This window comes from Sinorhizobium garamanticum, assembly GCF_029892065.1.
Lineage (GTDB): Bacteria > Pseudomonadota > Alphaproteobacteria > Rhizobiales > Rhizobiaceae > Sinorhizobium > Sinorhizobium garamanticum.
The window spans coordinates 1,687,501-1,708,973 of sequence record NZ_CP120373.1 but is presented as its reverse complement, the minus strand read 5'-3'; the positions used below and the strand labels follow the sequence as shown (position 1 = coordinate 1,708,973).

Below are 21,473 nucleotides of genomic sequence, written 5' to 3'. Positions count from 1 at the left end.
GCCGCGGGTGGATGTTGTCGTGACCGCCACAAAACTCCTGCTGATGTTATCCCTGATGGCGGCTTTCGCCTATATGTCGCTGCTCGGCATCATATATGTGTCACAGCGCACCATCCTCTATCCCGGTGCAAGCTGGACACCGGGCCCGGAGCAGGCGAGTTGGGGAGAAAGCGTTTCTATCAGGACGCCCGACGGAGAGACGCTTCACGGGACCTACAGCCGAGGCAAACCCGACAAGGCGTCGATGCTGTTCTTTCTCGGCAATGCCGACCGGATCGGCAACTATGACTTCCTCGCCCAGGCGCTGGAGTCGCGGGGCATCGGCCTGCTCGCAATCTCCTATCGCGGCTATCCCGGATCAACCGGCACCCCGAGCGAGGTCGGACTGCTGACCGACGGCCTTGCCGCCTACGACTGGCTCTCGGGACGCACGGAAGGCAAGATCGTTGTGATCGGTCAGTCGCTGGGAAGCGGCGTCGCCGTGAATACGGCCTGGCAAAGACCGGCTTCCGCCGTCGTTCTGGTTTCGGCCTATCTGTCGGTCCTGTCACTCGCTCAGGCGCAATACCCATTTTTTCCGGTCAGCCTTCTTCTCAAGGATCCCTTCCGTTCGGATTTAAGAATAGCAGAGGTGAGACAACCGAAGCTGTTTATCCACGGTCGGCGCGACGCCATCATCCCGCTGTCCTCGGGCGAGGCTCTCTTTGACATTGCTTCCGAGCCCAAGCAGATGCTGATCTACGACGGCTCTGGCCACAACGACATATGGGACACCCGCATGGTCGGTGACATCATCCGCTTTGTGGAGGCGCTGGAATGACGCTCTTGCGCCACTACAGCGCCGCGCGTCTTATCAGACGCGCAAAGGACGCTGTAACACTTTGAACTGCTGCACGTTTTATCCTTAAATCGGATACGATTTAAGGAAACATGCAGTAGCGGCTCGGGCCACTGGTCCAACCGTTCGGAGAATAGGGCATCCTTCAGGTCCGTTCGGAAGCGATCAACCCGGACGCTTGTGGATCGGATCGACCCAATAGACTTCCTCCGGCTTTTCCACCGGATCGACATCAGTGATGTTGACCACCACGGCCTCGTTGTCGGATCGAACCAGGACACATTCGAGCACGTGGTCGGGATCCGCATTGATTTCCTGGTGCGGAACATAGGGCGGCACGTAGATGAAGTCGCCTGGGCCTGCCTCCGCCACATATTCGAGCCTGTCGCCCCAACGCATGCGCGCCTTGCCGCGAAGAACGAATATCACGCTTTCAAGCGGACCATGGTGATGCACGCCGGTCTTGGCATTCGGTTCGATGGCCACGGTGCCCGCCCAGATCTTCTGAGCACCGACACGGGCATGGTTGATGGCCGCCTGCCGGTACATGCCAGGCGTCTGGGGCGTGTTGTCATCAAGTTGGTCGCCCTTGATGACGCGAACGCCGTTATGCTTCCACCGGTCCCCTTCGTCGTCGCGGTCATGATGATGGTTGTCCGACATTCTGTGTCTCCGTCTCGTGGCATTGGAGCGCCGCCCTCTGACGGCGGCACAATACCTGAGTTATTGAGCAAATCCGCATCGGCCGGAGCCAGCCGGTCCGCCACCCTTGGTGCGGTCAGCCTCCACGACTCGGTCCTCGATCGCAAACCTGCTGCAGCATGATCTCGCGTTCGGAAACCAGTTGGCAGCAATCGGATGCGCCTCAGGAGTTCCTCGTCGTCGGCCTCAATATAGCGAAGCTACGGTCTCAGGTCGCCAGCTTATTGCGAATGGAATCGACGCTGAAATGAGTACAGAGGAATCTCCGAGTGACCGGACCAACCCGGAAATCCGGGAACGAAGCCGGCAAGCGCCGCTTTCGCACCGACAAATCTGGCGCTTACTAGACCCAAGCCATCGCCGGGCTCCGGGCACCAGCGTGCCCGCAAGTCCATGGCGGATGGCGGGCGTTCAGGCGGCGACGGGGCCGACGATGTCCTGGGGAAGCCGCTGCCCCGCTGGGAAGCGGCACGCGTATCTGGAGCGGCGGACGATCGGCTCATCGGGGCGCGCCGGCGTGGTTGCAGCTTGAGCGGCGGCTTCGGCCGGGCTGGCCTCAGAACGCAAAAAGGCTCCGAGTTTCCTCGGAGCCTTTTGATATTGTGCGTGAATTTGGTTGCGGGGGCCTGAGCACACAGAGACTTGTAGACATAAGACAGATGCGACCTGACGCGGAAATAATTTCCTTCAGCCGCAACGACTTTTCCGGGCATCGGCTCATTATAAGTGATCCACACCATGGCCGGTTTGTGTTTGTAGGCAATACCTAAATCATCGAACCGGCTCACTCAATCTTTAAATTTGTCCTCCAACACCTTTGAACTTCTCGACGAACAGCACGATCTTTTGGAAAACGGTCTGTTTTTTGGTCAGGTACTGCGGATTTAGCGGGCTCATTTTTGGCAGAATAGCGTTCAGTTCAGTGCCATTATCACTGGCGAATTCACGCTTGATCGAATTCGTTATGTAGCGCTTTGCAGCTTCGACATTCAGGCCTTCAGCGCTAATCAAGTCTTCAGCCTCACGCTGTTGCTCGGCTTGGGCGAAAGTGAAAAAGGCATCAATCACGCTGGCCTTGTCGCCGATCTTATCCAGATCAGTTTGATTGATAAAATCGACCAACAGGCTTTCTTTTGCGCGATTGCCGAGGCTGGCTCTGATCATGCGTCGCACATCGTCAACAAGTGCGGCTTTGTCTTTCACCTTTTTATTGTTTTCAAAAATCTGCTCCAGAATGTAGTCGAGATTGATCTCTTGGGACTTTAGCAGGTCCACCTCAAACACAACATCATCCCAATCAACGGTGGACTTGTCTGCCTCGTTGGCTGCTTTCTCTCTACGTAACCAATCTCGGATGTCGTTGTAAATTGATCGATAGTCTTGAATTTTGCGCTCTGCCGGCACTCTAATCGCCTTTAGCACAGCGATATCATCATCGCTCAAATGGTGCTCGGCTTTGAAAGCTTCAACTGCCTCCGGGTTACTCGTGTCTACGCTCTGCAGGGCTTTCAAGCTTGCAAATTCATCGTAGTTTTGCAGCACGTTTTCCACGCGCAAATATTCGCCAAAGAGTTTGGCAAAGGCCTTTTTGTCGCTTTCTTTAATGATTTCATCAGGATTGGGGAAGCGCAGCTCCAGCTCGGTTACCACATCTACAAAACCGCGCCGTGCCTCACCGGTCACGACATCAGTGAAGCCCTCCATATATTCCTGATAGCTTTTTTCGAGCACCACGTTTTTGGTGTTCGTATCACCAAACAGGGTAATGGCGTTGACAGTTGCCTCCTCCAAATCACGGAACGTGACAATATTACCAAAGGTTTTAGTCGCATCGAAAATGCGATTGGTACGCGAATAGGCTTGAATCAAGCCGTGATAGCGCAGGTTTTTATCCACGAACAGCGTATTGAGTGTAGGAGCATCGAAGCCGGTCAGAAACATGCCGACCACAATCAGCAAATCGACTTCTTTGGATTTAACGCGCTGCGCCAGATCGCGGTAGTAGTTTTGGAAACCGTTACCATCCACGCTGAAGTTGGTCCTAAAAAACGTATTATAGTCAGCGATAGCGGCGCTTAAAAACTCCTTGGCGCTGCTATTCATGGCCGATACATCAAAACTTTCATCCTGAATGTCACCAACAGCGTCCTGCTCTTCATTGGCAGCATAGGAAAATATAGTCGCGATTCTAAGCGGCTTCCCGCTATTCGCCTGAAGCTTGTTCAGGGTCTCATAATACTGCTTCGCGGCTTCCACGCCGCTCACGGCGAACATGGCATTAAAGCCTTTGTTTCCCCCTTGCAGGCGGTGAGTCTTCTGGCGAAAGTTATTCAGAATATATTGAGAAATTTCGCGGATTCGCTCCGGGTGCAACAGGGCTCTTTTGTTTTCCGCTGCATTGAGCTTTTTCTCATCTTGCTCGGTTTCGATGGCTTTGAACTGGGGGCGAACATCGTTGTAGTCCACCTTGAATTTCAGCACCTTTTCATCACGAATGGCATCTGTGATGACATAGGAATGTAGCTCGCGGCCAAACACACTTGCAGTGGTTTCTGCGCCCGAAGCGTTCTGAGGGAAGATCGGCGTGCCGGTAAAACCAAACTGATAGAAGCGCTTAAACTTCCTCTTCAAATTCTTCTGCGCTTCACCAAATTGGCTGCGGTGGCATTCATCAAAAATGAAGACCACCTGCTTGTGGTAAATGGGCAGATCGCCTTCGCTCTTCATCAGGTTATTGAGCTTCTGGATCGTGGTGACGATGATCTTATTGTCGTCTTTTTCCAGATTACGCTTGAGTCCGGCAGTGCTGTCGGAGCCATTAACACTGTCCGGCGAGAAGCGCTGGTATTCCTTCATTGTCTGATAATCGAGGTCTTTTCTGTCCACGACAAAAAACACCTTGTCGATGAAATCAAGTTCAGTCGCCAGACGCGCCGCCTTAAAGCTGGTTAGTGTTTTGCCAGAACCGGTAGTGTGCCAGATATATCCCCCGCTTTCCGGTTTGCTCCAGTTTTTGGCTTCAAATGAACTCTTAATTTTCCATAGAATTCGCTCGGTGGCGGCAATCTGGTAAGGCCTCATCACCAACAAAGTGTCGCTCACATCGAAAACCGAATAATGTAGCAGCACGTTCAGCAAAGTGTTTTTTTGGAAAAACGTCGCCGTAAAGTCTTTTAAGTCTCTAATCAGACCGTTATCAGACTTTGCCCAGTTCATGGTGAAGTCAAAGCTGTTTTTGTTGCGCTGCGTGGTGTTAGCGAAGTAACGGCTATCCGTACCATTGGAAATGACAAATAGCTGCACATATCTAAAAAGAGAACTGTTGCTGTTAAAGCTCTCTTTGCTGTAACGGTGTATCTGATTGAAGGCTTCGCGAATGGAGACGCCGCGCTTTTTCAGCTCAATCTGCACCAGCGGCAAGCCGTTGACCAAGATGGTAACGTCGTAGCGATTGGCGTGCGTGCCGGTTTGTTCAAATTGCTTGATCACTTGCACTTTGTTGCGGGCAATGTTCTTTTTATCAAGCAGAAAGATATTCTGGATATGGCCATCATCAAAAACGAAGTCATGAATATAATCATCGTGAATTTTACGCGTTTTATCAACGATGCTATCGCTGGGCCTGTCCAGGTAGCTCTCCACAAACCGCAGCCATTCGCTGTCAGCAAATTGCACGTCGTTCAAGGTTTGCAGCTGCAGACGAACATTGGCCAGCATGGCTTCAGCGGTGTTGAGCTTGGCCACGAATTCATAGCCCTGATTAACTAGGTCCTGAACAAGCTCACGTTCCAGATCACCTTCGCTCTGGTAACCATCGTACGCCCCCCATTCCTTGGCATATCTATCCAAAACGATGAAGCGGTTTGATTCCGCGATAGGTATGGTCTGTTCAACCATTTTGCCCCTCCGGTCGCTGGAAACGATAATCCCTAATCAATTCATTGACCAAATAGCCTAAGACACGCTTGTCATCTTCGGTAAGGTCAGCGACCTCTTCTCCCGCATGCTTTGAGTGGCTGGAGATATTTATTATCCTAGACATGTAGGGGGCTGACGTTCCGTCATTGGTTTTTGGCAAAAGATCGCCCCATTTTTTATAACCGAGGAATGTGGAGGTTTTCTCCAGTATATTTCTCAAGAAATTGAAATGATATTTTCTGATTTGACCGCTGCTCGTGGCGCTGAGCAGCTCATTCATCAAGAACAGATGATATGAAAATGGGGAATCGTTACTCTGTTCCTCCAGATGAAACGTGCCGTCCTCTATTTTATCTAGCCTATACTTACCGAAGAATTTCGACTTGTAGTTTAATGTTTTTTCATCGCTCGCCAGCTCATTGAAAAGCACGTTATAGAAAAGCGGGTTGTGCGTGGTGATGATAAACTTCAAGCCCGATTGGTTAGACTTAATCAGACGCGCCAAATTGACCGCCAGCTCGATCAGATGGTTCTCATCCAGCGAGCTGACAGGGTCATCAATAAATACATATTCCAGCCGGTTAAACTGATCTGTCTCGCGCTCACTCACCTCGGAGACATTGAGAATGGTAATCACCTGGTCCAGAAGCGTGTAAAAAATGCTCCAGATGAAATTGCTTTCTTCACCCTTTGAGATTTTTAAATTCCCTGAACGCTCATCCGTCCCGCGCTCAATAGAAAATGTGACTTCACTGAAATCCTCACTAAAATGCGGGGTCAGCCTGTTATCGGCGTAGCGCTGAAAATTGCTGATGACGTATTGGTCTTGCCCCTGATCTCTCAAAATCCAGTCGGTAAAGGTATTGGGCTGAATTTTTAGCTTAGGCTCGGCATCCAGCGTCAAGTCGTTATCCCAATAAAACAGGTCTTCCGTGAAAGCGTTATAATAGAGGATTTTAGTGCGCGACAATTTTGCTTCCGCTTCATCACCGCCAGCATCGCCATTTTTGGGCGCAACAAGGTTTTTGAATTCCCGCGAGAGACGGGTCTTGCCCGTTCCATTAAAGGCATAGATTAACTGCACCGTTTTGTTGGTGCGCTTGAGCTCTTCAGCGACCTCCTTCAGCGTCTTGCTCATCTTACGCAACCATCCCTTCAGACTTGCGGAAGCTCAGCAGCAAGTCGCGGTAATATTTATATTGCTTATGGCGCAGCGCAATTTCACGCGGCAAGCCTTCCTGAGACGAGTTGGTAAGGGCATCGAATTTATCGAGGATGGCGACGATGCGGGCCTGTTCTTCAATGGATGGTAGAGGCACTGGAAATCCGACCAAATCTTTTTTGTTCAGCGCGGGAACTCCTGCCATATTCGCTAGCCCTACTATGTCCTCCATGCGACTGGCCATGACATAGTATAAAAACCGTGTACTAAAATTTTTACTTGCACTGCGAATTCTGTAGCATAGCGGACCACACCAAAATCGCGTTTTTTGATAGCCCACATATCCAATTCCGCCCTGTCCCCGGGAAGGAGTTGTAATTGTGTCTGCGTCCGTATTGTAGGCAGAAAGATAACCTGATGGCGTTGTTCCTGCATTGACGAACGGATACTCGCCTATTTCATCAATCTCCGGCGATTGCCCTACACTAATGCTACATAAATCCCCCAAAACCCTCCATTCCACTTCACGGTCATCAAACGTGAGTAGTTGGTCACGATAATGGTTATATTGTTTTTTGCGGGCGGTAAGCTCTGCTGTAAGCTCTGCGGTAAGCTCGGTAAATGCGTCTAAAATGCGCACAATCTCCGCCTGAATCGCCAGCGATTTTTCCGGGCTTTTTGGGCATGGGATGGGGATATTAGCTTGACCCAAGCCTCTCGCGTTTATTGAGGATATCTTTCCACTAGAGATTTTACTTTTAATTTGTTCCTTAAATATTTCCGTTCTCAAGAAATATGAGACATATTTCGGGTTCAGTTGGCTTTTAAACGAGAAACAGGCATCGTGAATTACTACGTCATCGGTACCCAGCCACGCCGTGCCGTTACCAATATCTTCTATGGTCTCACCCGCAGCAACAATGACAACATCGCCGGGATTTGCGGCTCTCAACTTCGAGGCTAAGTTTTCATTTAGAAATGCTTTAGCTTCTTTTATCCAAACGCCGTAACGGGTGTAAATGTCGCCGTAATGAATGCACGGGATTCCGACCGAACCCATATCGCTTCTTACAAACCTCTTGCCTCTTTGAAACGTCCCTACCTTCTCTAAAGGCTTCCACTCCACCCCAGCTCCATCCAGAAGCTTTTCCAAATAACCCAGCTTGCTCATGCTTCAATCTCCGCAACGATGGCCTCAATCTCCGCCCGCAACTGGTCAATTCTAGTAACCGTCGTTTTCAATTCGGTATTCAGCTCGGCGATATCCACCACTTCTCGGTTGTTTTTGGATTCTACATAGGAGCTGACCGAAAGGTTGTAATCGTTCGCAGCGATGGCCTCAATGGGAATGGATTTGGCAAAATGCTCAAAATTCGCCTTGCTATCGAAGACCTGCATGATTTCTTCGATATGTTTATCGGTCAGAAAATTGTTGTTGGCCCCTCTTTTAAATAGGCCGCTCGCGTCGATAAATTGCGTGTTGGTATCGGTCTTGTGTTTGGAAAGGACCAGAATATTCACGGCAATGGTGGTGCCAAAAAATAGGTTGGGAGCCAATGAAATCACGGTTTCCACGAAGTTGTTATCCACCAGATATTGCCGAATTTTCTGTTCAGCACCGCTACGGTAGAAAATACCTGGAAAGCAAACAATGGCAGCGCGACCCTTGCTGGAGAGGTAGCTAAGCGTGTGCAGTACGAAAGCGAAATCCGCTTTGGATTTTGGTGCAAGTACACCCGCAGGGGCATAGCGATCGTCGTTGATCAGTGTCGGGTCATCGGAGCCTACCCATTTCACCGAATAAGGCGGGTTGGAAACGATGGCATCAAACGGCTTGTCATCACCAAAATGCGGTTCGATCAGCGTATTGCCCAACCCGATATTGAACTTGTCGTAGTTGATGTTATGCAAAAACATGTTCATGCGGGCGAGGTTATAGGTCGTATGGTTGATCTCCTGACCGAAAAAACCCTCCTCCACGATATGTGCGTCAAAGTGCTTTTTGGCCTGCAACAGCAGGGACCCTGAACCACACGCCGGATCATAAATCTTGTTGACGCTGGTTTGCTTGTGCATGGCAAGCTTCGCAATCAACTTCGACACATGTTGCGGTGTAAAAAACTCCCCGCCGGACTTCCCAGCAGTGGCGGCGTAATTGGAGATAAGGAATTCGTAGGCATCACCGAAAAGGTCGATCTGGCTGCCGTTAAAATCGCCGAAATTCAGCTCTGCCACGCCTTTGATTACAGCGGCCAAACGGGCATTCTTATCTTTCACCGTGTTGCCAAGGCGGTTGCTGGTTGTATCAAAGTCGGCAAACAGACCCTTGATGTCAGCTTCAGATGGATAGCCGTTGGCTGATGCTTCGATGTCCCCGAAGATTTTTGCCAGGTCGGTATTCAGGCTCTCGTTGGTGTTGGCTTTCTTTGCGACATTGGCAAATAGCTGGCCAGGATAGATGAAATACCCTTTGGTTTTGATCGCATCATCTTTGATTTCTGGCGTAATAACGCCATCGGGCAATTCCGCATAATTGATGCTGTCGTCATCGGCTTCGATGTAGCTCGCAAAATTTTCGCTGATAAAGCGGTAGAACAGGGTGCCAAGCACGTATTGCTTGAAGTCCCAGCCATCAACCGCGCCTCGCACATCATTGGCGATCTGCCAGATTCGGCGTTGTAGCTCGGCGCGTTGTTCAGCGCTTGTCATGCTCTATTCCTTCTTGCTTCCGCTTTTGCCAGCTGGTTCCGCGCTCGATCCCCTCTTTATGAAAATCGCCACAACCCGCCGACTTTGAAACTTGCCGATTCGCTCCCTGAGCCTAGTCTATAAGCCGTTTCGTCTGTAGGTTTCAAATGCTCGGCTGTTAGAACACCGGCTGTCTAAACCTCAACTCCGGAGCGGCCCAATTCCAGCCTCGATGGTTTTGCCACGGGCGACTTAATCTGCCGAAATAGCACCCTTCGCCGAATGAGATTGGAATGCGCGCGTAGCCTCCTCAATCCGTGGTGGCATCAGATCGACCGAAGTCACAACTCACCGGAATGGTGGCCATCGGGCACAGAACTCCCTCGGATGCTGAGTTTTCCGATTCCCACGCAAACGTCGTGATCAGGAGTAATGGGGGGAAGGCGTAGGGATCGGATGGAACGCCGTTTGCGGAATGGTACCCAGGAGCACCAGACGAAGAGCGAGGGAACAGAACGGTATCAAGCCATTACTGCCTTGGCCCAGAAGCTACCGATTGAGACTTCAGGTGCCGCTTTGGCCGGAACGGAGGCAGGCCATCCGAGTAATGGTCAGCCAAGTCGTCGAAGACATTCTCGCTTTCCCGGACATCAAAACCCTGGCGTTCCAGCTCGCCGACGATGGCTTCGCTGAGTTTTTCCAGGGCAATCCGCGCATCGGCCCGTCCCTGGGCCGCCGTGATCATCTGCCAGAGCAGCACCCTCGCGAGATCGTCACGCGACGGCCGGCGTCGGGCCTTGGCCGCATCCCTCACATTCTGCTGGCGAACTGCCTGTTCTGCATTGCGTTGTTTCTTTGATTTCCGGGGCATTGCCTGTCTCCTTGTTGTGGAGCCTCAGCCTCGGGGCCGGCCATGCAAGGAACAAGCGCGACTGCCTGTGTTGACATTTCGGACAGGAAGGGCTGGATCGTCTCCAATCGCCAGCCAGACGACCTCCGGCCTGCAAACGCGGTTTGCCGGAATCGGCGATCAGGATTTTGGCAACGACAAAATTGGAACAGGAATCGCGGAAGGGTAAATTGAGATGATGTTTTTCGAGTTGCCCGGAACGTAGACCAAGGCATGGTGCTTTGATCTGATGGGAATTGATTTGCAGAAGACTTGATCCGGCGTGAAGCGCATTGCCGCCACGTTGAGATGCCGCCTTCGGGGGTGGACAGCATCACAACTCTCGACAACGTACCCTGAAGCCTTTCCCACCACCTTTCCGACTATATTGTGGTGGGGCATCGACCGGGTCACTCCATGCACCGCGTCATCGTCTTCTTGTAGCCTTCACCACCTCGGACGGCTGCCGATGGCAGGTCACCCGAACTCATCCCAACGGTGCCGGTACCGGGGCGGGAATCGAACTTCCGCAGATCGGAATCGATTTCCGCGGCTTTGGAATCGGCGTTTGGGATGTGTGAATCGGAGTGGCGCCGGTCGGAATCGCGGTTTGGGAGCCGCCCCGTTGGATTTCGTCAGGTCCGTGGACCGGGAGACGCGATGAGCAGGCGCGTGATCTCCTCGCCCGTCATGACCCCGACATCCTTCAACCGCATGGCGATGGCGACCAGCACGTCCCGTCGGTTCTCCAGTAGAGTGCGAGCCATCGCTTCGGCTTCCATCAGGCGACTGTTGACCCGGTCAGCCAGATGCCGGTCGAGACTGAGTTCGTTGATGCTTCCCGCCGCAGATCGATAGAGCAGCGGCTGATGATCGGAGAAGCCAAGTCGGGTTTCGGCGGCAACCGCATATGCGGTTGCCTTGGCCAGATCGCTGTCATCGTATCCACCTGCCCCGGCCACCGCCTCGCCAAACATCAACAGCTCTGCCGTCCGCCCGGCCAGCATGCATGCGATGGTTCTCATCAGCCAGTCCTGCGTCTGCCGCAAATGGTTATGCTGCCGGCTGACAACCTGTCCCATTCCTCCGATCCCGATGCTTACGGTGATGACCTCGGCGATCCCCATGTCATGGAAGGCGATCGTATGACCGACCTCGTGGATGGCGGTGCGCCAGCGCACATCGTCCGAGAGTTTCATCTGGTCGGCAAGCAAGGCATGCTCGAGATCGCTCCAGGTCGGCGACCGCTGCTGCCTTCTGGTTTTCCGGCGAACGTCACGAACAAGTCGTTCGATGTCGGCTCCGGTACTGCCGGTCGCCAGCAACGCCAGTTGCCGAAGATCGGGGTGATGCTCAGGTGTGGATGTGAGGGTGGCTTCAGACATCTTGGGAAACTCCTCGATTGTATTGGTCAATGACGTCTGCATCACTGCCAGCATAGGCCTGGTTCTGCCGTGCTGTTTCGATCGTTTTGGGGCTGCCCGACGGCGCAGACGCCAACACACCAGCCAGATCAGCTCCGAGATGATGAGCGAGGATGCCGGTAAGCGCCTCCATATCCGGCATGGAGATCGCGACATGCTTTTCCAACCGCCCGGATCGCAACAGGGCCGGATCGATCTTTTCGGGGAGGTTCGTTGCCGCCACGACGATCACGCCCTCGGTCTTCGAAGTCCCGTCGAGAAGCTCGAGAAGACGGTTAATCAGCGAGCGCCAATAGTCGTCATGCTGCTCCCGTCGACCTGCGGACCGGTTTCCGATGTTATCGACTTCGTCGATGAACAGGATGACCGGAGCGTTTTCCCGTGCCACTTCGAAGGCCTTGGACATGCGCTTGAGGACGTCGCCGAGATAACCGGGTTCAAGCCAGGACGCCACCGACGTCACCAGCAGCGGAACCTGCAAACTATTGCAAAGCGCGCGGGCATAGGTCGTCTTGCCGGTGCCGGGCGGTCCCGACAGGATCAGTTTCGTACTCATCTCGCTCCAGGCCAGCCCACCGTCGCGCCAAAGCTGAAGGTCTGTCTTGAGGTCGAGCGCCCAGTCGCGTGCGTCGCCATAGCCCGAGAGTGTCTCGACCCGCAACTGACGCAGCCGGCTGTGTTCCGGATTGGCTGGATCAACGGATGCGCTGCCGCTGCTCTCCTTCCCAGATGTCTCCGCCGGCTTCTCCGGCTGAACGACATCGATCCCATCCACGGATTTTGGTAGGTCATCACCGTCCTTGATCAAAAACCGGCTCTTGACCTTCGGCCGCCCAGACCGATCGCTGCTGCGCCCGGAGCCGCGGCCATCATCGTCGTCATCGTCCGACTTGTCGGAGGAGCGCGCCCGTTCGCCGAGGACTTCGAGGATCGACAGAATGTGTTCGAGACCGCGTCCGGGACGAACAGCCAGCGCCAGCGCATCGATCGAGAGGCCCTCAAGATCAAGCGCTATCTTCTCCATCTGCCGTAGCGACTGCTTCGGCGCGATGTCGCAACACATCTGCAGGAGTTCCGCCATCAGTTCGTGATCGAGACCACCGCACTCAAGCAAAAGGTCGGGCGTCATGGACACAAAAGGCGGAAGGGCGGTTTTTGTCTCATCGGCAAGGACCACGGGCGCTGACCGCTCCAGCAGTACATCCACAAGGAACCGGCTCAACGACCGCTCGACCGCCTTCGGCACATCTGTCCCGGCAAGTGTCTTGATCGTCTTGCGGGTCTTTCCACGACGGCGCTCTCCGTAACCATCCGAGAGCGGGCTGCTGCGATGGACGTCTTCTAGCTTGGTCCAGTAAGGAACGATCAGGCCGTCCTCGAGCATAAGGCCGAAGCGGCGTTCGAAACGGCCAACCGGCGCTTTGATCAGCACGAAGGCTCCAGGGTTCCGAAGGACGGCTGACAGTGCCGATAATCCGGGAACGCTTGAACCAACGGCACGGGCGACCAGGAGGGCGACGGCGACATGGGCGACGCTGGGCGGAGCAATGTGCTCCCGAAGCAGCGCCAGGAATTCGCTGGACGCCGATGGCGTCTTCTCCGGAACCTGAGCGGCAACGACCGGTCCCGATTTCAGGCGGCCCGCGGCAAGGTTTTCCCGATCGGTCCTGCCCTTCGGGGCAGAACGAAGTTTTCCATGGACGGGCTCTGCGGGGAGGTCCTGGATCAGCACGTCGATCGCCGTCGTCTTGTGCGGTGCCTTTCCGAGACGTCGCGTGATTTCCGCCTGCGCCTTGACCGGATCGGCATGGAGCAGACGCAAGGATTGCTCCGGGACACGCCAGACCGTCCCGGTCGTTTCGTCGCCGGCGACGATGAAGTCCGCCTCCAGCAATCCGGCAACGGCGGCGCGCTCGTAAAGATCGAGGATGGCCAGGCGGCGGATGCGGGCAAGCAGGTAGCGCGTGATGCGATCAGTCAGGGTTTCCATCAAGCACCCTCCCCCGTTCCATGGGCCCCACGAGGTGTGAGCATCCCATCGATGACCAGCAGCTGGCGATTGCCATCGAGCCAGTCGCGTAACATCAGCGCCGTCGGATCGCCGGCCGCACACAGCGCAAGAAGTTGCGCGCGGAAGATTTTCGGGATGCTGGACATGGCGATGCCCTTGCGTCGGGCAAAGCCGATCACGACCTGGGCGACGATCGCCGGATCGGGCAAGGCATCGGACGTTGCCGCGCAAACGGCCATGGCCTGAGGAATGGCCAGCGATCGGGCTGCGCCGCGGCTCGTCACCTCTTCCAGCTTCGCCAGTCGCTTCGGCCGACTGGATGGCTTCGGAGTCGAAGGTGCCTGGTGCGCAGGGTTGTTGGGGAAAGGGATCACGTTGGCAGTGTGTCGGCTCATGACAGACGTCTCCTGTCGCCGAACGTGCTTGTTCGGCGTGAACGATGGAACGGAAAGCGGAAAGAAGTCGGTGGGCGGTCAGCCCGTGCCGATCCGTGGGATGCGGGCAAAACCGACACGGATTTGGCCACGACCGGCCGGCTGATGGAATTCGGTGATCGAGCCAGCGCCTGGGTCGCACGTCTCGTTTCCGTTCGCGTCTGCGATGTCCGCCGAGGCACCGCGACGAGCCCATTCCTCCTTTGGCCCGGCAAAGGCATTCCGAGCCAGTTTCCAGTTCTCGTCGATCCGGCCATGGAAGCGATCGCGCAGCATGCCGATCGCCTTCCCCGCCCCGCCGACCTCGATGAGATGATCGAGATCGCTGAGCGGCCAGACGCCACCGGCAATGTCGGAGCGCTGGTTTTCCGCATTGAGGATGACGACGCGGACTTCTTCGGCCACCAGCCGATGATGGTCGCGGTAGAGGAGATCGGGAACGACGAGCGCCGCCGCCAGCATACGGCTCTTCAGCTCGTTGATACGGGAGACTTCGTAAGAGCCGAGGCTGCGCTTGACGTCGATGACGTGCGCGAGCTTCGTCTTTCGGTTCACGATGATCAGGTCCGGCGTATACGTTTTGCGCCCGCCGTTGTCCGCATCGAGCGTCAGGGACCGAAAGTGTTTCGGATCGTTTTTCTCGACCAGCTCGAGCGCCGTCTTCGTGACCGGCAGCCGCAGATTTTGCGTCAGCACCACGAGGTCCGGGTTAAGGTCGGCGATGATCCCAATGCCGCGCTCGAGCAGCCGCCCTTCCTGAATCGGAATGGCACGAAGCACCGCGGCGGCTTCAGAGACACCGCCGGCAAGCGCCTTGGAAAGCGCGCCGGCGGAGAAGGGTTGCAACGAAAGCTCGTCGATGAGGACTTCGAAGCGCGGCTCAAGGACTTCGAGATCGACGGCATGCGGATAGGCTGGCGCGCCAGGCGCACCGGAAAGAATGGTCGTCATTGGTACTGCTCCTGCTGACGATGGCGACCGGCCGGCAAACTTCAGGCGCACGACGTCCGACGCGGAAATGATTTCCGCATCAGGTGGCCGGCGGGCTTCAAACGAAGCCGTGTCCGAAGTCAGGGACGATCAGCTGTTGGAATCAGGCGAGTGCCAGCCCAGAGGCGCACGGGATCGTGAAGCACGCCAACCGGCGCCGCGGCGACGCACGATCGTCAACAGGATCAGGAGACGAGAAAGCTTCCCGTTCGGAAGCGAAGCAGATATGGGTCGACATAGCCCAAGTCCTTCTACGACAAGGTTGCGGGTCAGGTCCTCGTTGGTGTTACCAGCACCGGCGGGGGCCGCTAAGTGTCTGCAGATATTTGATTTCTGCTGACCCCGTCGACATAGCCCGGAGAATCGGGTCCGGCAAGCCGGTTGGAACACATCCGGAACGACAGAGCTCCGGCATGGTTAACGGGACACGCGGCAGCCAGCGGCCAAAAAAATAGCCCCGCGCAAGCGGGGCCATGGGTGTCGCCTTGCCGGGATCACTACGCCGCGACGGCCGAGGGCACGGACCGGCGCTTCTGGGAGTTGCCCGCCGGCGCCGGCGCGATAAATCCGTTGAACACGCTGTTGATCTGAGCCAGCGTCGCCTCTTCTCCCCTTTGCACCCGGTCGTTGGCCTCTACCGGTTCCTGCGATGCAAGCTGATCACTCGCATCGGCGATCTCCGGTTTCTCCTCCGTCGAGGTCAGCGCCTCCCCATGAACCACGAAGCGCAGCGCCGGAATGACCTCGTCCTGAAGCCAGCCGACAAACTCGGTCCGATCCGGCCAACCGTCGACGCCGCCCATACGGTGAAGCAACGCCTGTACCGTACGCCATGCGCTGCCTGTGGGCAGATGAGCTGGCCGCCAATTCACATGTGCAACCATTTCCGCCTTCATAGGCGCGGCGATGCTGTTGAGAAGATCGTGGGCGTGACGGCAATCGTACACAATCGCCTCCTGGAGCATCCCCTTCTTCACCGCCCTGCCCTTGGCGATCGGCTCCATGGCCTTCTCAACTCGCTTGAGGACGGCGGACATTAGCCCGTGGAACTGAGTAACGTCCTGCGTGGTCTTCAACTCGGCAGCCTTACGCAAGCCGGCGAGGCCGCCAACATTGAGAGCATCGTCAGTGGTAGCCGACTTTCGCTTTGCCTCGACGCCCACCATCGCCTTGACCTGGGCCACGGTCAGCTGCTCGCCGGTCTCGATCGCCGAGATGACCCGTTCGACGTCCGGCTGTTCGGCGTGAGCCAGAACGAACAGGACTGTCGGAGCAACCGCCGCTGCCTCGAGCCGCTCTTTATATTCCGCCAGGTTCGCGTGGACCGCCATGTAGTTGCGACCGGTCTTCGGCGTGAACTTGCACACCGTCTTGATCCATGCGCCCAGCGCCTTCTCCGGGAGAATGGACTTTGCGCGCACGAGGTAGCCGCCGATCTCGAAGGCCTGCGCTGTCGTCCGGCGTCCGAGCGACTGGAACGCGTCCCGTAGCCACTTCAGTTCGTCCTCCTGGGCAGGGGTGATGGTCGGCCCAAGCTTGGTCTGGGCAACAGCCGCCCTCTTCTTATGAGTGTATTTCGCCATTCGTTCCTTGTCTCCGTTTTCATCCGGTCTTCATCAGCGACCGTGAGACAATGGTGACATGGATTTCGGAAAGGCGTTACAACCGCAATTGTCATCCCTATGTTATTTAACGCCTTTTCGCCTACTATCGGGATTCCGGCCGACCGGTCACCGCAAATTTCTCAATGGATTCAGTGAGGCAAAATTTTTTAGTTCGCATTTTAATTATGTCAAAGCTAAATCAACCTATGATTTATTTCAGGTGAATGAAAGAGGACGATTTTGGGCCCGTTCCGCTATCGATACAGCGATGCTTTTCAACACCTCATCCATGATCCAGACGGACGCCGATCGCCGGGAGTGACGGTTGCGATAGGTTGATAAGCGTCGGCAAGTCGGTCGTGACCGAGCAGCCGAAAGGTTAACGAACGAGGCTGCTTCCTTAACCAAGCCGCGAGATCACCGCACACTCGCCCCCTATCCCACTTGTTATTTCGGCAGTCCCGGCTATTTGAACGATCACGACAGTGTCGTCCCGGTCGTGTGTGGAGCGTGAAGGGATCACCGACCTGTCGTCAGAGAGCCAGCGGCGGACAAGATCGGCTCCCACGGTCCCGCCATCGTTTTTTCCGACATCCTTGAAGATCAAACGATGCGCCACGCGCGGGGAGACCATAATGACCAACGCTTTGAACTTCGACTGCCAAAATCAAATGGCCTCCGATCCCTATCTCGAACAGCTTGTCGCGTTCATTCGGATGAATGCGGAGATGGAGCGTGGCTTCGGACCGGCAGGCGCTTTGCTGCGATACGGGAAGACCTTCGAGCCGGCGGACACCAACCCCATCTGGTTCACCCGCCGCCCCGCGAAGCAATGCTTCGACAACGCAACGCAGGTTCTGATCTCACGTTTGGCGGCGGGTGATACCACCGTCCGTTACGCCGAGGGCTACGCGATGGACGCCGAACTGGCGATTCCGATGCAGCACGCATGGCTTGTCGACGCCGATGACAAGGTCATTGACCCGACCTGGCGCGACGCAGCTGACAATCTGTATTTCGGAATCGTGTTCGAGACGAGTTTCGTGCTCGACCTGCTGCGGATCAAGAAGAGCGCCGGTATTCTGGTTGATGCGGTCGGAATGCGCCGGCACTACGCGACAACAGAACTCTTCGAGCCCGGGCTCTCTCGCTGAGCGACCGTTTGATCAATCGGTCATGTCCAAGCCGGCACGCAACAAATTTCGCGCACCGGCTTGGAAAGGGAAAATTTCCCACTAGGTTTTGTCGACCCTGATTCCGCGTAGAGCCATTTATGACCAAAAACGTCCTCTTCTATGCCCGTTATTCGACCGACCGCCAGGATGAACAGTCCATCGAGACGCAGGTAGCGCTCGGCCGGGAATTCGCCCGAGAGCGCGGCTGGACAATCGTCGAGATTTACGAAGATCGAGCGATCAGCGGAACCAAGCTGAAGTCGCGTCCCGGCATCCAGAGCGTCCTGCGCCGCATCAAGCGCGGCGACATCCACGTTCTGCTCTGTGTCTCCGTCGACCGCATCTCCCGCGACATGGAACACAGCTCCGGTATTCTGAAGCAATTGCGCCATGAGGGCGTCGAACTCTGGACCGTGCAGGCCAAGGCAGCCGTGACGGATATGGAACTTGGGTTGCGGTCGATCCTCAGCCACGAGATGATCGAGCAGACACGCTATCGGACACGCGAGGGCATGAAGACCTCGGTCACGAAAGGACGGGCTGCCGGCGGAATTGCCTATGGGTATCGTGCAAAGCTGGTCTATGACGCCAAGGGCAATCGCATTCCCGGCGAACGGGAGATCGACCAAGAACAGGCCGAGATCGTCCGGTGGATTTTCGAGCAATACGCGCTCGGCAAGTCACCGAAGGAACTGGCCGTCGAACTCAACGGCCGCTTGCCCCCAGTGCCCGGCCCGCGCGGGCTCAAATGGCGCGACACCGCGATCCGCGGCCATCGGGATCGGGGTGCCGGCATTCTCAACAACGAGACCTATATCGGCCGGCTCGTATTCAACCGGCGCAATTTCCGCAAGAACCCGGAGACGGAGAACCGCGAAGCGCGGATGAATGACAAGAGCGAGTGGGTGGTAGGCGAGGTGCCGGAGCTGAGGATTGTTTCCGACGAGCTGTGGGCGAAGGTCAAGAAGCGCCAGCTGGCAGTAGAGGCAAGCTTCAGCCACACGACAACCAACCGGCTCAACCGTGCTCATCGGCCGCAATATCTGTTGAGTGGTCTGCTCGAATGCGACCATTGCTGCGGCCCCTATGCCATCATGGCCAAGGACCGTTACGGCTGCACGAACCGGCAGAAGAAACTGCCGATCGACGATCTCGGCGGGATCGTCTGCACCAATGCCAAGACCATCAGCCGCCAGGAATTGGAATCGCGGGTGCTGGACGCAATTCCGACCAACCTTCTGACGCCGGCGCGCACCACCTCCTTCCAGGAGGAAATCAATCGCCAGGTCCAACAGGCCGCGGCTGCGAGCGCCAAGGCCGCTGAGACGATCGAGGCCAAACTGAATGCGATCTCGTCCAAACAGAAGCTGATCGCCGAGCAGATGACCGAACGCATGCTTGCGGGCCAGATGAAGATTGCAGCCTTTGACCAGATGCTCGACGATTTGGAGAAAGAGCGTACGCGCCTGGCGCTCGAGCTGGAAGCGGCCACGCCAATTTCACTGAGACGGAAGAAGAGCGATAGCGCCGGTCTCCGTAATCCGGACGACTCGATCGTTGTGAGCCCGGCAATGTTCCAGTCGGTTCTGGACGCCATGACGACGGCACTGAAGGGTGCCGGGGATGGCAACGACACGCTTGTGGGTTACGGCCAGTTTGTCCGTTCCCTCCTTCAGAAGGTGGTGATTGCGCCCTCCCCCGACAATCGCCGTGCAGACCTGACCATTCATGGCCGGCTGGCGTCGATCCTCGCATCGATGGAAGCGTTTCAGGACTACAGCGCGAGAATGCGCGAGCATTATCACCGGGACTACAGCACCCGTGTGAAGGCCGGCGAGTTCAGTGATGTAAAGGGGAAAGCTTACTACCTGAGCCGCTTCCAGGCTATTCTCAAGGAGAAGGAAGCCGATTGGAAGCGGTTACAAGTCTCGGTGGTTGCGGGGGCAGGATTTGAACCTGCGGCCTTCAGGTTATGAGCCTGACGAGCTACCGGGCTGCTCCACCCCGCGTTACCTGTTTTGCCGGGCGTGGCGGCCCGGTTGATTGTTGTTTTGCCGGTCCTCGGCTGCGCCTGCGGTCCGGCGGGGGCTGCTCCACCCCGCGTTATGGTTTTTCCGTTCAAAGCACAAGGGCCGCTTGGTTGCGGCCCTTTTGATTTCGGCTTGGGCCGCGTTTTGTGAGGAGAAGATGTTTTGTTTTTGCTTGCGATTTGCAGACCTGGCAGCGACCTACTCTCCCGCGTCTTAAGACGAAGTACCATCGGCGCTGGGGCGTTTCACGGCCGTGTTCGGAATGGGAACGGGTGCAGCCACCCCGCCAGAACCACCAGGTCGGCAAAGCGCAAGCGTTGCTCCTTGCGGAGCAAACTTTAATCGAGAAGCTGGTGAAGTTTTCACTTCTTTTGTTTTGAACACGTCTTGCGTCTTATCCGGATATTTCCAGCAGCCGGCAGAGCCGAGCCGCCGGACGTCCGGCGCGCCGTCCGCAGCGCTACGCGCGTGAGGACAAAGAATTGCGATGCTCATCTATGATGAGCATGAGCAATGGGAACGATCAAGCCGATCGAACGATTAGTACCGGTAAGCTTCATGCGTTGCCGCACTTCCACACCCGGCCTATCAACGTGGTCGTCTTCCACGGTTCTCAAGGGAATACTCGTTTTCAGGTGGGTTTCCCGCTTAGATGCCTTCAGCGGTTATCCCTTCCATATATAGCTACCCTGCTATGCCCTTGGCAGGACAACAGGTCCACCAGAGATATGTCCATCCCGGTCCTCTCGTACTAGGGACAGATCCTGTCAATATTCCTACACCCACGGCAGATAGGGACCGAACTGTCTCACGACGTTCTGAACCCAGCTCACGTACCGCTTTAATTGGCGAACAGCCAAACCCTTGGGACCTGCTCCAGCCCCAGGATGCGATGAGCCGACATCGAGGTGCCAAACAACCCCGTCGATATGGACTCTTGGGGGTCATCAGCCTGTTATCCCCGGCGTACCTTTTATCCGTTGAGCGATGGCCCTTCCACGCGGGACCACCGGATCACTATGACCGACTTTCGTCTCTGCTCGACTTGTCAGTCTCGCAGTCAGGCGGGCTTATGCCATTGCACTCGACGAGCGATTTCCGACCGCTCTGAGCCCACCATCGCGCGCCTCCGTTACTCTTTCGGAGGCGACCGCCCCAGTCAAACTACCCACCATACACTGTCCCGGATCCGGATGACGGACCGCGGTTAGACATCCATGACGATAAGGGTGGTATTTCAAGGATGGCTCCACGAGAACTGGCGTCCCCGCTTCAAAGCCTACCACCTATCCTACACATGCCGACACGAATGCCAGTGTAAAGCTATAGTAAAGGTGCACGGGGTCTTTCCGTCTGACCGCAGGAACCCCGCATCTTCACGGGGAATTCAATTTCACTGAGTCTATGTTGGAGACAGCGGGGAAGTCGTTACGCCATTCGTGCAGGTCGGAACTTACCCGACAAGGAATTTCGCTACCTTAGGACCGTTATAGTTACGGCCGCCGTTTACTGGGGCTTCGATTCAGAGCTTGCACCCCTCCTCTTAACCTTCCAGCACCGGGCAGGCGTCAGACCCTATACGTCGTCTTGCGACTTCGCAGAGCCCTG

The 21,473-nt window shown here is 55.8% G+C and carries 14 protein-coding genes, 1 tRNA gene, 2 rRNA genes and 1 pseudogene (1 of these 18 running past the window's edge); 4 read left to right on the top strand and 14 right to left on the bottom strand.

Translation table 11 applies throughout. The features are described 5' to 3' along the window. Positions 1 to 19: 19 nt before the first annotated feature. Complete coding sequence (locus tag PZN02_RS07895) at positions 20 to 820, top strand: alpha/beta hydrolase (protein WP_280661026.1); 801 nt, start codon at positions 20 to 22, stop codon at positions 818 to 820. A 183-nt stretch (positions 821 to 1,003) separates the two neighbouring features. On the opposite strand, the gene PZN02_RS07890 is transcribed toward PZN02_RS07895, so the two are convergent. From PZN02_RS07890 to PZN02_RS07870, 5 genes are all read right to left on the bottom strand, one after another. Further along, the gene (locus tag PZN02_RS07890) at positions 1,004 to 1,501 is read right to left on the bottom strand and encodes a cupin domain-containing protein (protein ID WP_280661025.1); all 498 of its coding nucleotides are present in this window, start codon (positions 1,499 to 1,501) and stop codon (positions 1,004 to 1,006) included. A gap of 834 nt (positions 1,502 to 2,335) precedes the next feature. Next, positions 2,336 to 5,437, bottom strand: coding sequence for an HsdR family type I site-specific deoxyribonuclease (locus PZN02_RS07885; protein ID WP_280661024.1), 3,102 nt, complete (start codon positions 5,435 to 5,437; stop codon positions 2,336 to 2,338). Further along, positions 5,430 to 6,596 (bottom strand): AAA family ATPase, encoded by a 1,167-nt coding sequence (locus tag PZN02_RS07880; RefSeq protein ID WP_280661023.1) that lies wholly within the window; start codon positions 6,594 to 6,596, stop codon positions 5,430 to 5,432. The genes PZN02_RS07885 and PZN02_RS07880 overlap by 8 nt, the downstream gene beginning before the upstream one ends. A gap of 1 nt (position 6,597) precedes the next feature. Continuing rightward, positions 6,598 to 7,791 carry a restriction endonuclease subunit S gene (locus PZN02_RS07875; protein WP_280661022.1) on the bottom strand — a complete coding sequence of 398 codons (1,194 nt, stop codon included), beginning with the start codon at positions 7,789 to 7,791 and terminating at the stop codon, positions 6,598 to 6,600. Continuing rightward, positions 7,788 to 9,329 (bottom strand): type I restriction-modification system subunit M, encoded by a 1,542-nt coding sequence (locus tag PZN02_RS07870; RefSeq protein WP_280661021.1) that lies wholly within the window; start codon positions 9,327 to 9,329, stop codon positions 7,788 to 7,790. Before PZN02_RS07870 ends, PZN02_RS07875 begins: the two co-directional genes overlap by 4 nt. A gap of 586 nt (positions 9,330 to 9,915) precedes the next feature. On the opposite strand from PZN02_RS07870, the gene PZN02_RS07865 reads away from it, so the two are divergent. Continuing rightward, complete coding sequence (locus tag PZN02_RS07865) at positions 9,916 to 10,167, top strand: hypothetical protein (RefSeq protein ID WP_280661020.1); 252 nt, start codon at positions 9,916 to 9,918, stop codon at positions 10,165 to 10,167. 665 nt (positions 10,168 to 10,832) lie between these two features. Here PZN02_RS07865 and PZN02_RS07860 read toward each other — a convergent pair. The 5 genes from PZN02_RS07860 to PZN02_RS07840 all read right to left on the bottom strand — a co-directional run bounded on the left by PZN02_RS07860 (position 10,833) and on the right by PZN02_RS07840 (position 16,639). Beyond that, entirely contained in the window at positions 10,833 to 11,582 is a 750-nt protein-coding gene (locus PZN02_RS07860) for an ATP-dependent metallopeptidase FtsH/Yme1/Tma family protein (RefSeq protein WP_280661019.1), read from the bottom strand. Then, positions 11,575 to 13,611: an AAA family ATPase gene (locus PZN02_RS07855; protein ID WP_280661018.1), complete on the bottom strand. Its 2,037-nt coding sequence runs from the start codon at positions 13,609 to 13,611 to the stop codon at positions 11,575 to 11,577. Before PZN02_RS07855 ends, PZN02_RS07860 begins: the two co-directional genes overlap by 8 nt. Continuing rightward, positions 13,611 to 14,027 (bottom strand): hypothetical protein, encoded by a 417-nt coding sequence (locus PZN02_RS07850; RefSeq protein WP_280661017.1) that lies wholly within the window; start codon positions 14,025 to 14,027, stop codon positions 13,611 to 13,613. Before PZN02_RS07850 ends, PZN02_RS07855 begins: the two co-directional genes overlap by 1 nt. Positions 14,028 to 14,105: 78 nt before the next feature. Then, positions 14,106 to 15,017 (bottom strand): hypothetical protein, encoded by a 912-nt coding sequence (locus PZN02_RS07845; protein ID WP_280661016.1) that lies wholly within the window; start codon positions 15,015 to 15,017, stop codon positions 14,106 to 14,108. Positions 15,018 to 15,553: 536 nt separating this feature from the next. Next, positions 15,554 to 16,639, bottom strand: coding sequence for a hypothetical protein (locus PZN02_RS07840; protein ID WP_280661015.1), 1,086 nt, complete (start codon positions 16,637 to 16,639; stop codon positions 15,554 to 15,556). A gap of 656 nt (positions 16,640 to 17,295) precedes the next feature. Here PZN02_RS07840 and PZN02_RS07835 point away from each other — a divergent pair. Together PZN02_RS07835 and PZN02_RS07830 are read left to right on the top strand one after the other, a co-directional pair. After that, positions 17,296 to 17,814, top strand: a complete 519-nt coding sequence (locus PZN02_RS07835) for a hypothetical protein (protein WP_280661014.1) — start codon at positions 17,296 to 17,298, stop codon at positions 17,812 to 17,814. Positions 17,815 to 17,933: 119 nt separating this feature from the next. After that, positions 17,934 to 18,746, top strand: a pseudogene (locus tag PZN02_RS07830) (recombinase family protein); the annotation flags it as partial. Positions 18,747 to 18,943: 197 nt separating this feature from the next. On the opposite strand, the gene PZN02_RS07825 reads toward PZN02_RS07830, so the two are convergent. The 4 genes from PZN02_RS07825 to PZN02_RS07810 form a co-directional block, all read right to left on the bottom strand. Beyond that, positions 18,944 to 19,231 (bottom strand): hypothetical protein, encoded by a 288-nt coding sequence (locus PZN02_RS07825; RefSeq protein ID WP_280661013.1) that lies wholly within the window; start codon positions 19,229 to 19,231, stop codon positions 18,944 to 18,946. A 536-nt stretch (positions 19,232 to 19,767) separates the two neighbouring features. Next, positions 19,768 to 19,844: transfer RNA gene (locus tag PZN02_RS07820), tRNA-Met, on the bottom strand. Between the two features lie 206 nt (positions 19,845 to 20,050). Beyond that, positions 20,051 to 20,165 (bottom strand): 5S ribosomal RNA (rrf, locus tag PZN02_RS07815). Positions 20,166 to 20,384: 219 nt separating this feature from the next. Next, positions 20,385 to 21,473, bottom strand: a 23S ribosomal RNA gene (locus tag PZN02_RS07810) (it continues 1,710 nt past the right edge of the window).

Excerpts from the sequence above, each read along its gene's own strand:
- PZN02_RS07890 (WP_280661025.1), bottom strand. The coding sequence starts at position 1,501 with ATGTCGGACAACCATCATCATGACCGCGACGACGAAGGGGACCGGTGG.
- PZN02_RS07885 (WP_280661024.1), bottom strand. The coding sequence starts at position 5,437 with ATGGTTGAACAGACCATACCTATCGCGGAATCAAACCGCTTCATCGTT.
- PZN02_RS07880 (WP_280661023.1), bottom strand. The coding sequence starts at position 6,596 with ATGAGCAAGACGCTGAAGGAGGTCGCTGAAGAGCTCAAGCGCACCAAC.
- PZN02_RS07875 (WP_280661022.1), bottom strand. The coding sequence starts at position 7,791 with ATGAGCAAGCTGGGTTATTTGGAAAAGCTTCTGGATGGAGCTGGGGTG.
- PZN02_RS07870 (WP_280661021.1), bottom strand. The coding sequence starts at position 9,329 with ATGACAAGCGCTGAACAACGCGCCGAGCTACAACGCCGAATCTGGCAG.
- PZN02_RS07865 (WP_280661020.1), top strand. The coding sequence starts at position 9,916 with ATGGTCAGCCAAGTCGTCGAAGACATTCTCGCTTTCCCGGACATCAAA.
- PZN02_RS07860 (WP_280661019.1), bottom strand. The coding sequence starts at position 11,582 with ATGTCTGAAGCCACCCTCACATCCACACCTGAGCATCACCCCGATCTT.
- PZN02_RS07855 (WP_280661018.1), bottom strand. The coding sequence starts at position 13,611 with ATGGAAACCCTGACTGATCGCATCACGCGCTACCTGCTTGCCCGCATC.
- PZN02_RS07850 (WP_280661017.1), bottom strand. The coding sequence starts at position 14,027 with ATGAGCCGACACACTGCCAACGTGATCCCTTTCCCCAACAACCCTGCG.
- PZN02_RS07845 (WP_280661016.1), bottom strand. The coding sequence starts at position 15,017 with ATGACGACCATTCTTTCCGGTGCGCCTGGCGCGCCAGCCTATCCGCAT.
- PZN02_RS07840 (WP_280661015.1), bottom strand. The coding sequence starts at position 16,639 with ATGGCGAAATACACTCATAAGAAGAGGGCGGCTGTTGCCCAGACCAAG.
- PZN02_RS07835 (WP_280661014.1), top strand. The coding sequence starts at position 17,296 with ATGACCAACGCTTTGAACTTCGACTGCCAAAATCAAATGGCCTCCGAT.
- PZN02_RS07825 (WP_280661013.1), bottom strand. The coding sequence starts at position 19,231 with ATGCGTTCGGTCATCTGCTCGGCGATCAGCTTCTGTTTGGACGAGATC.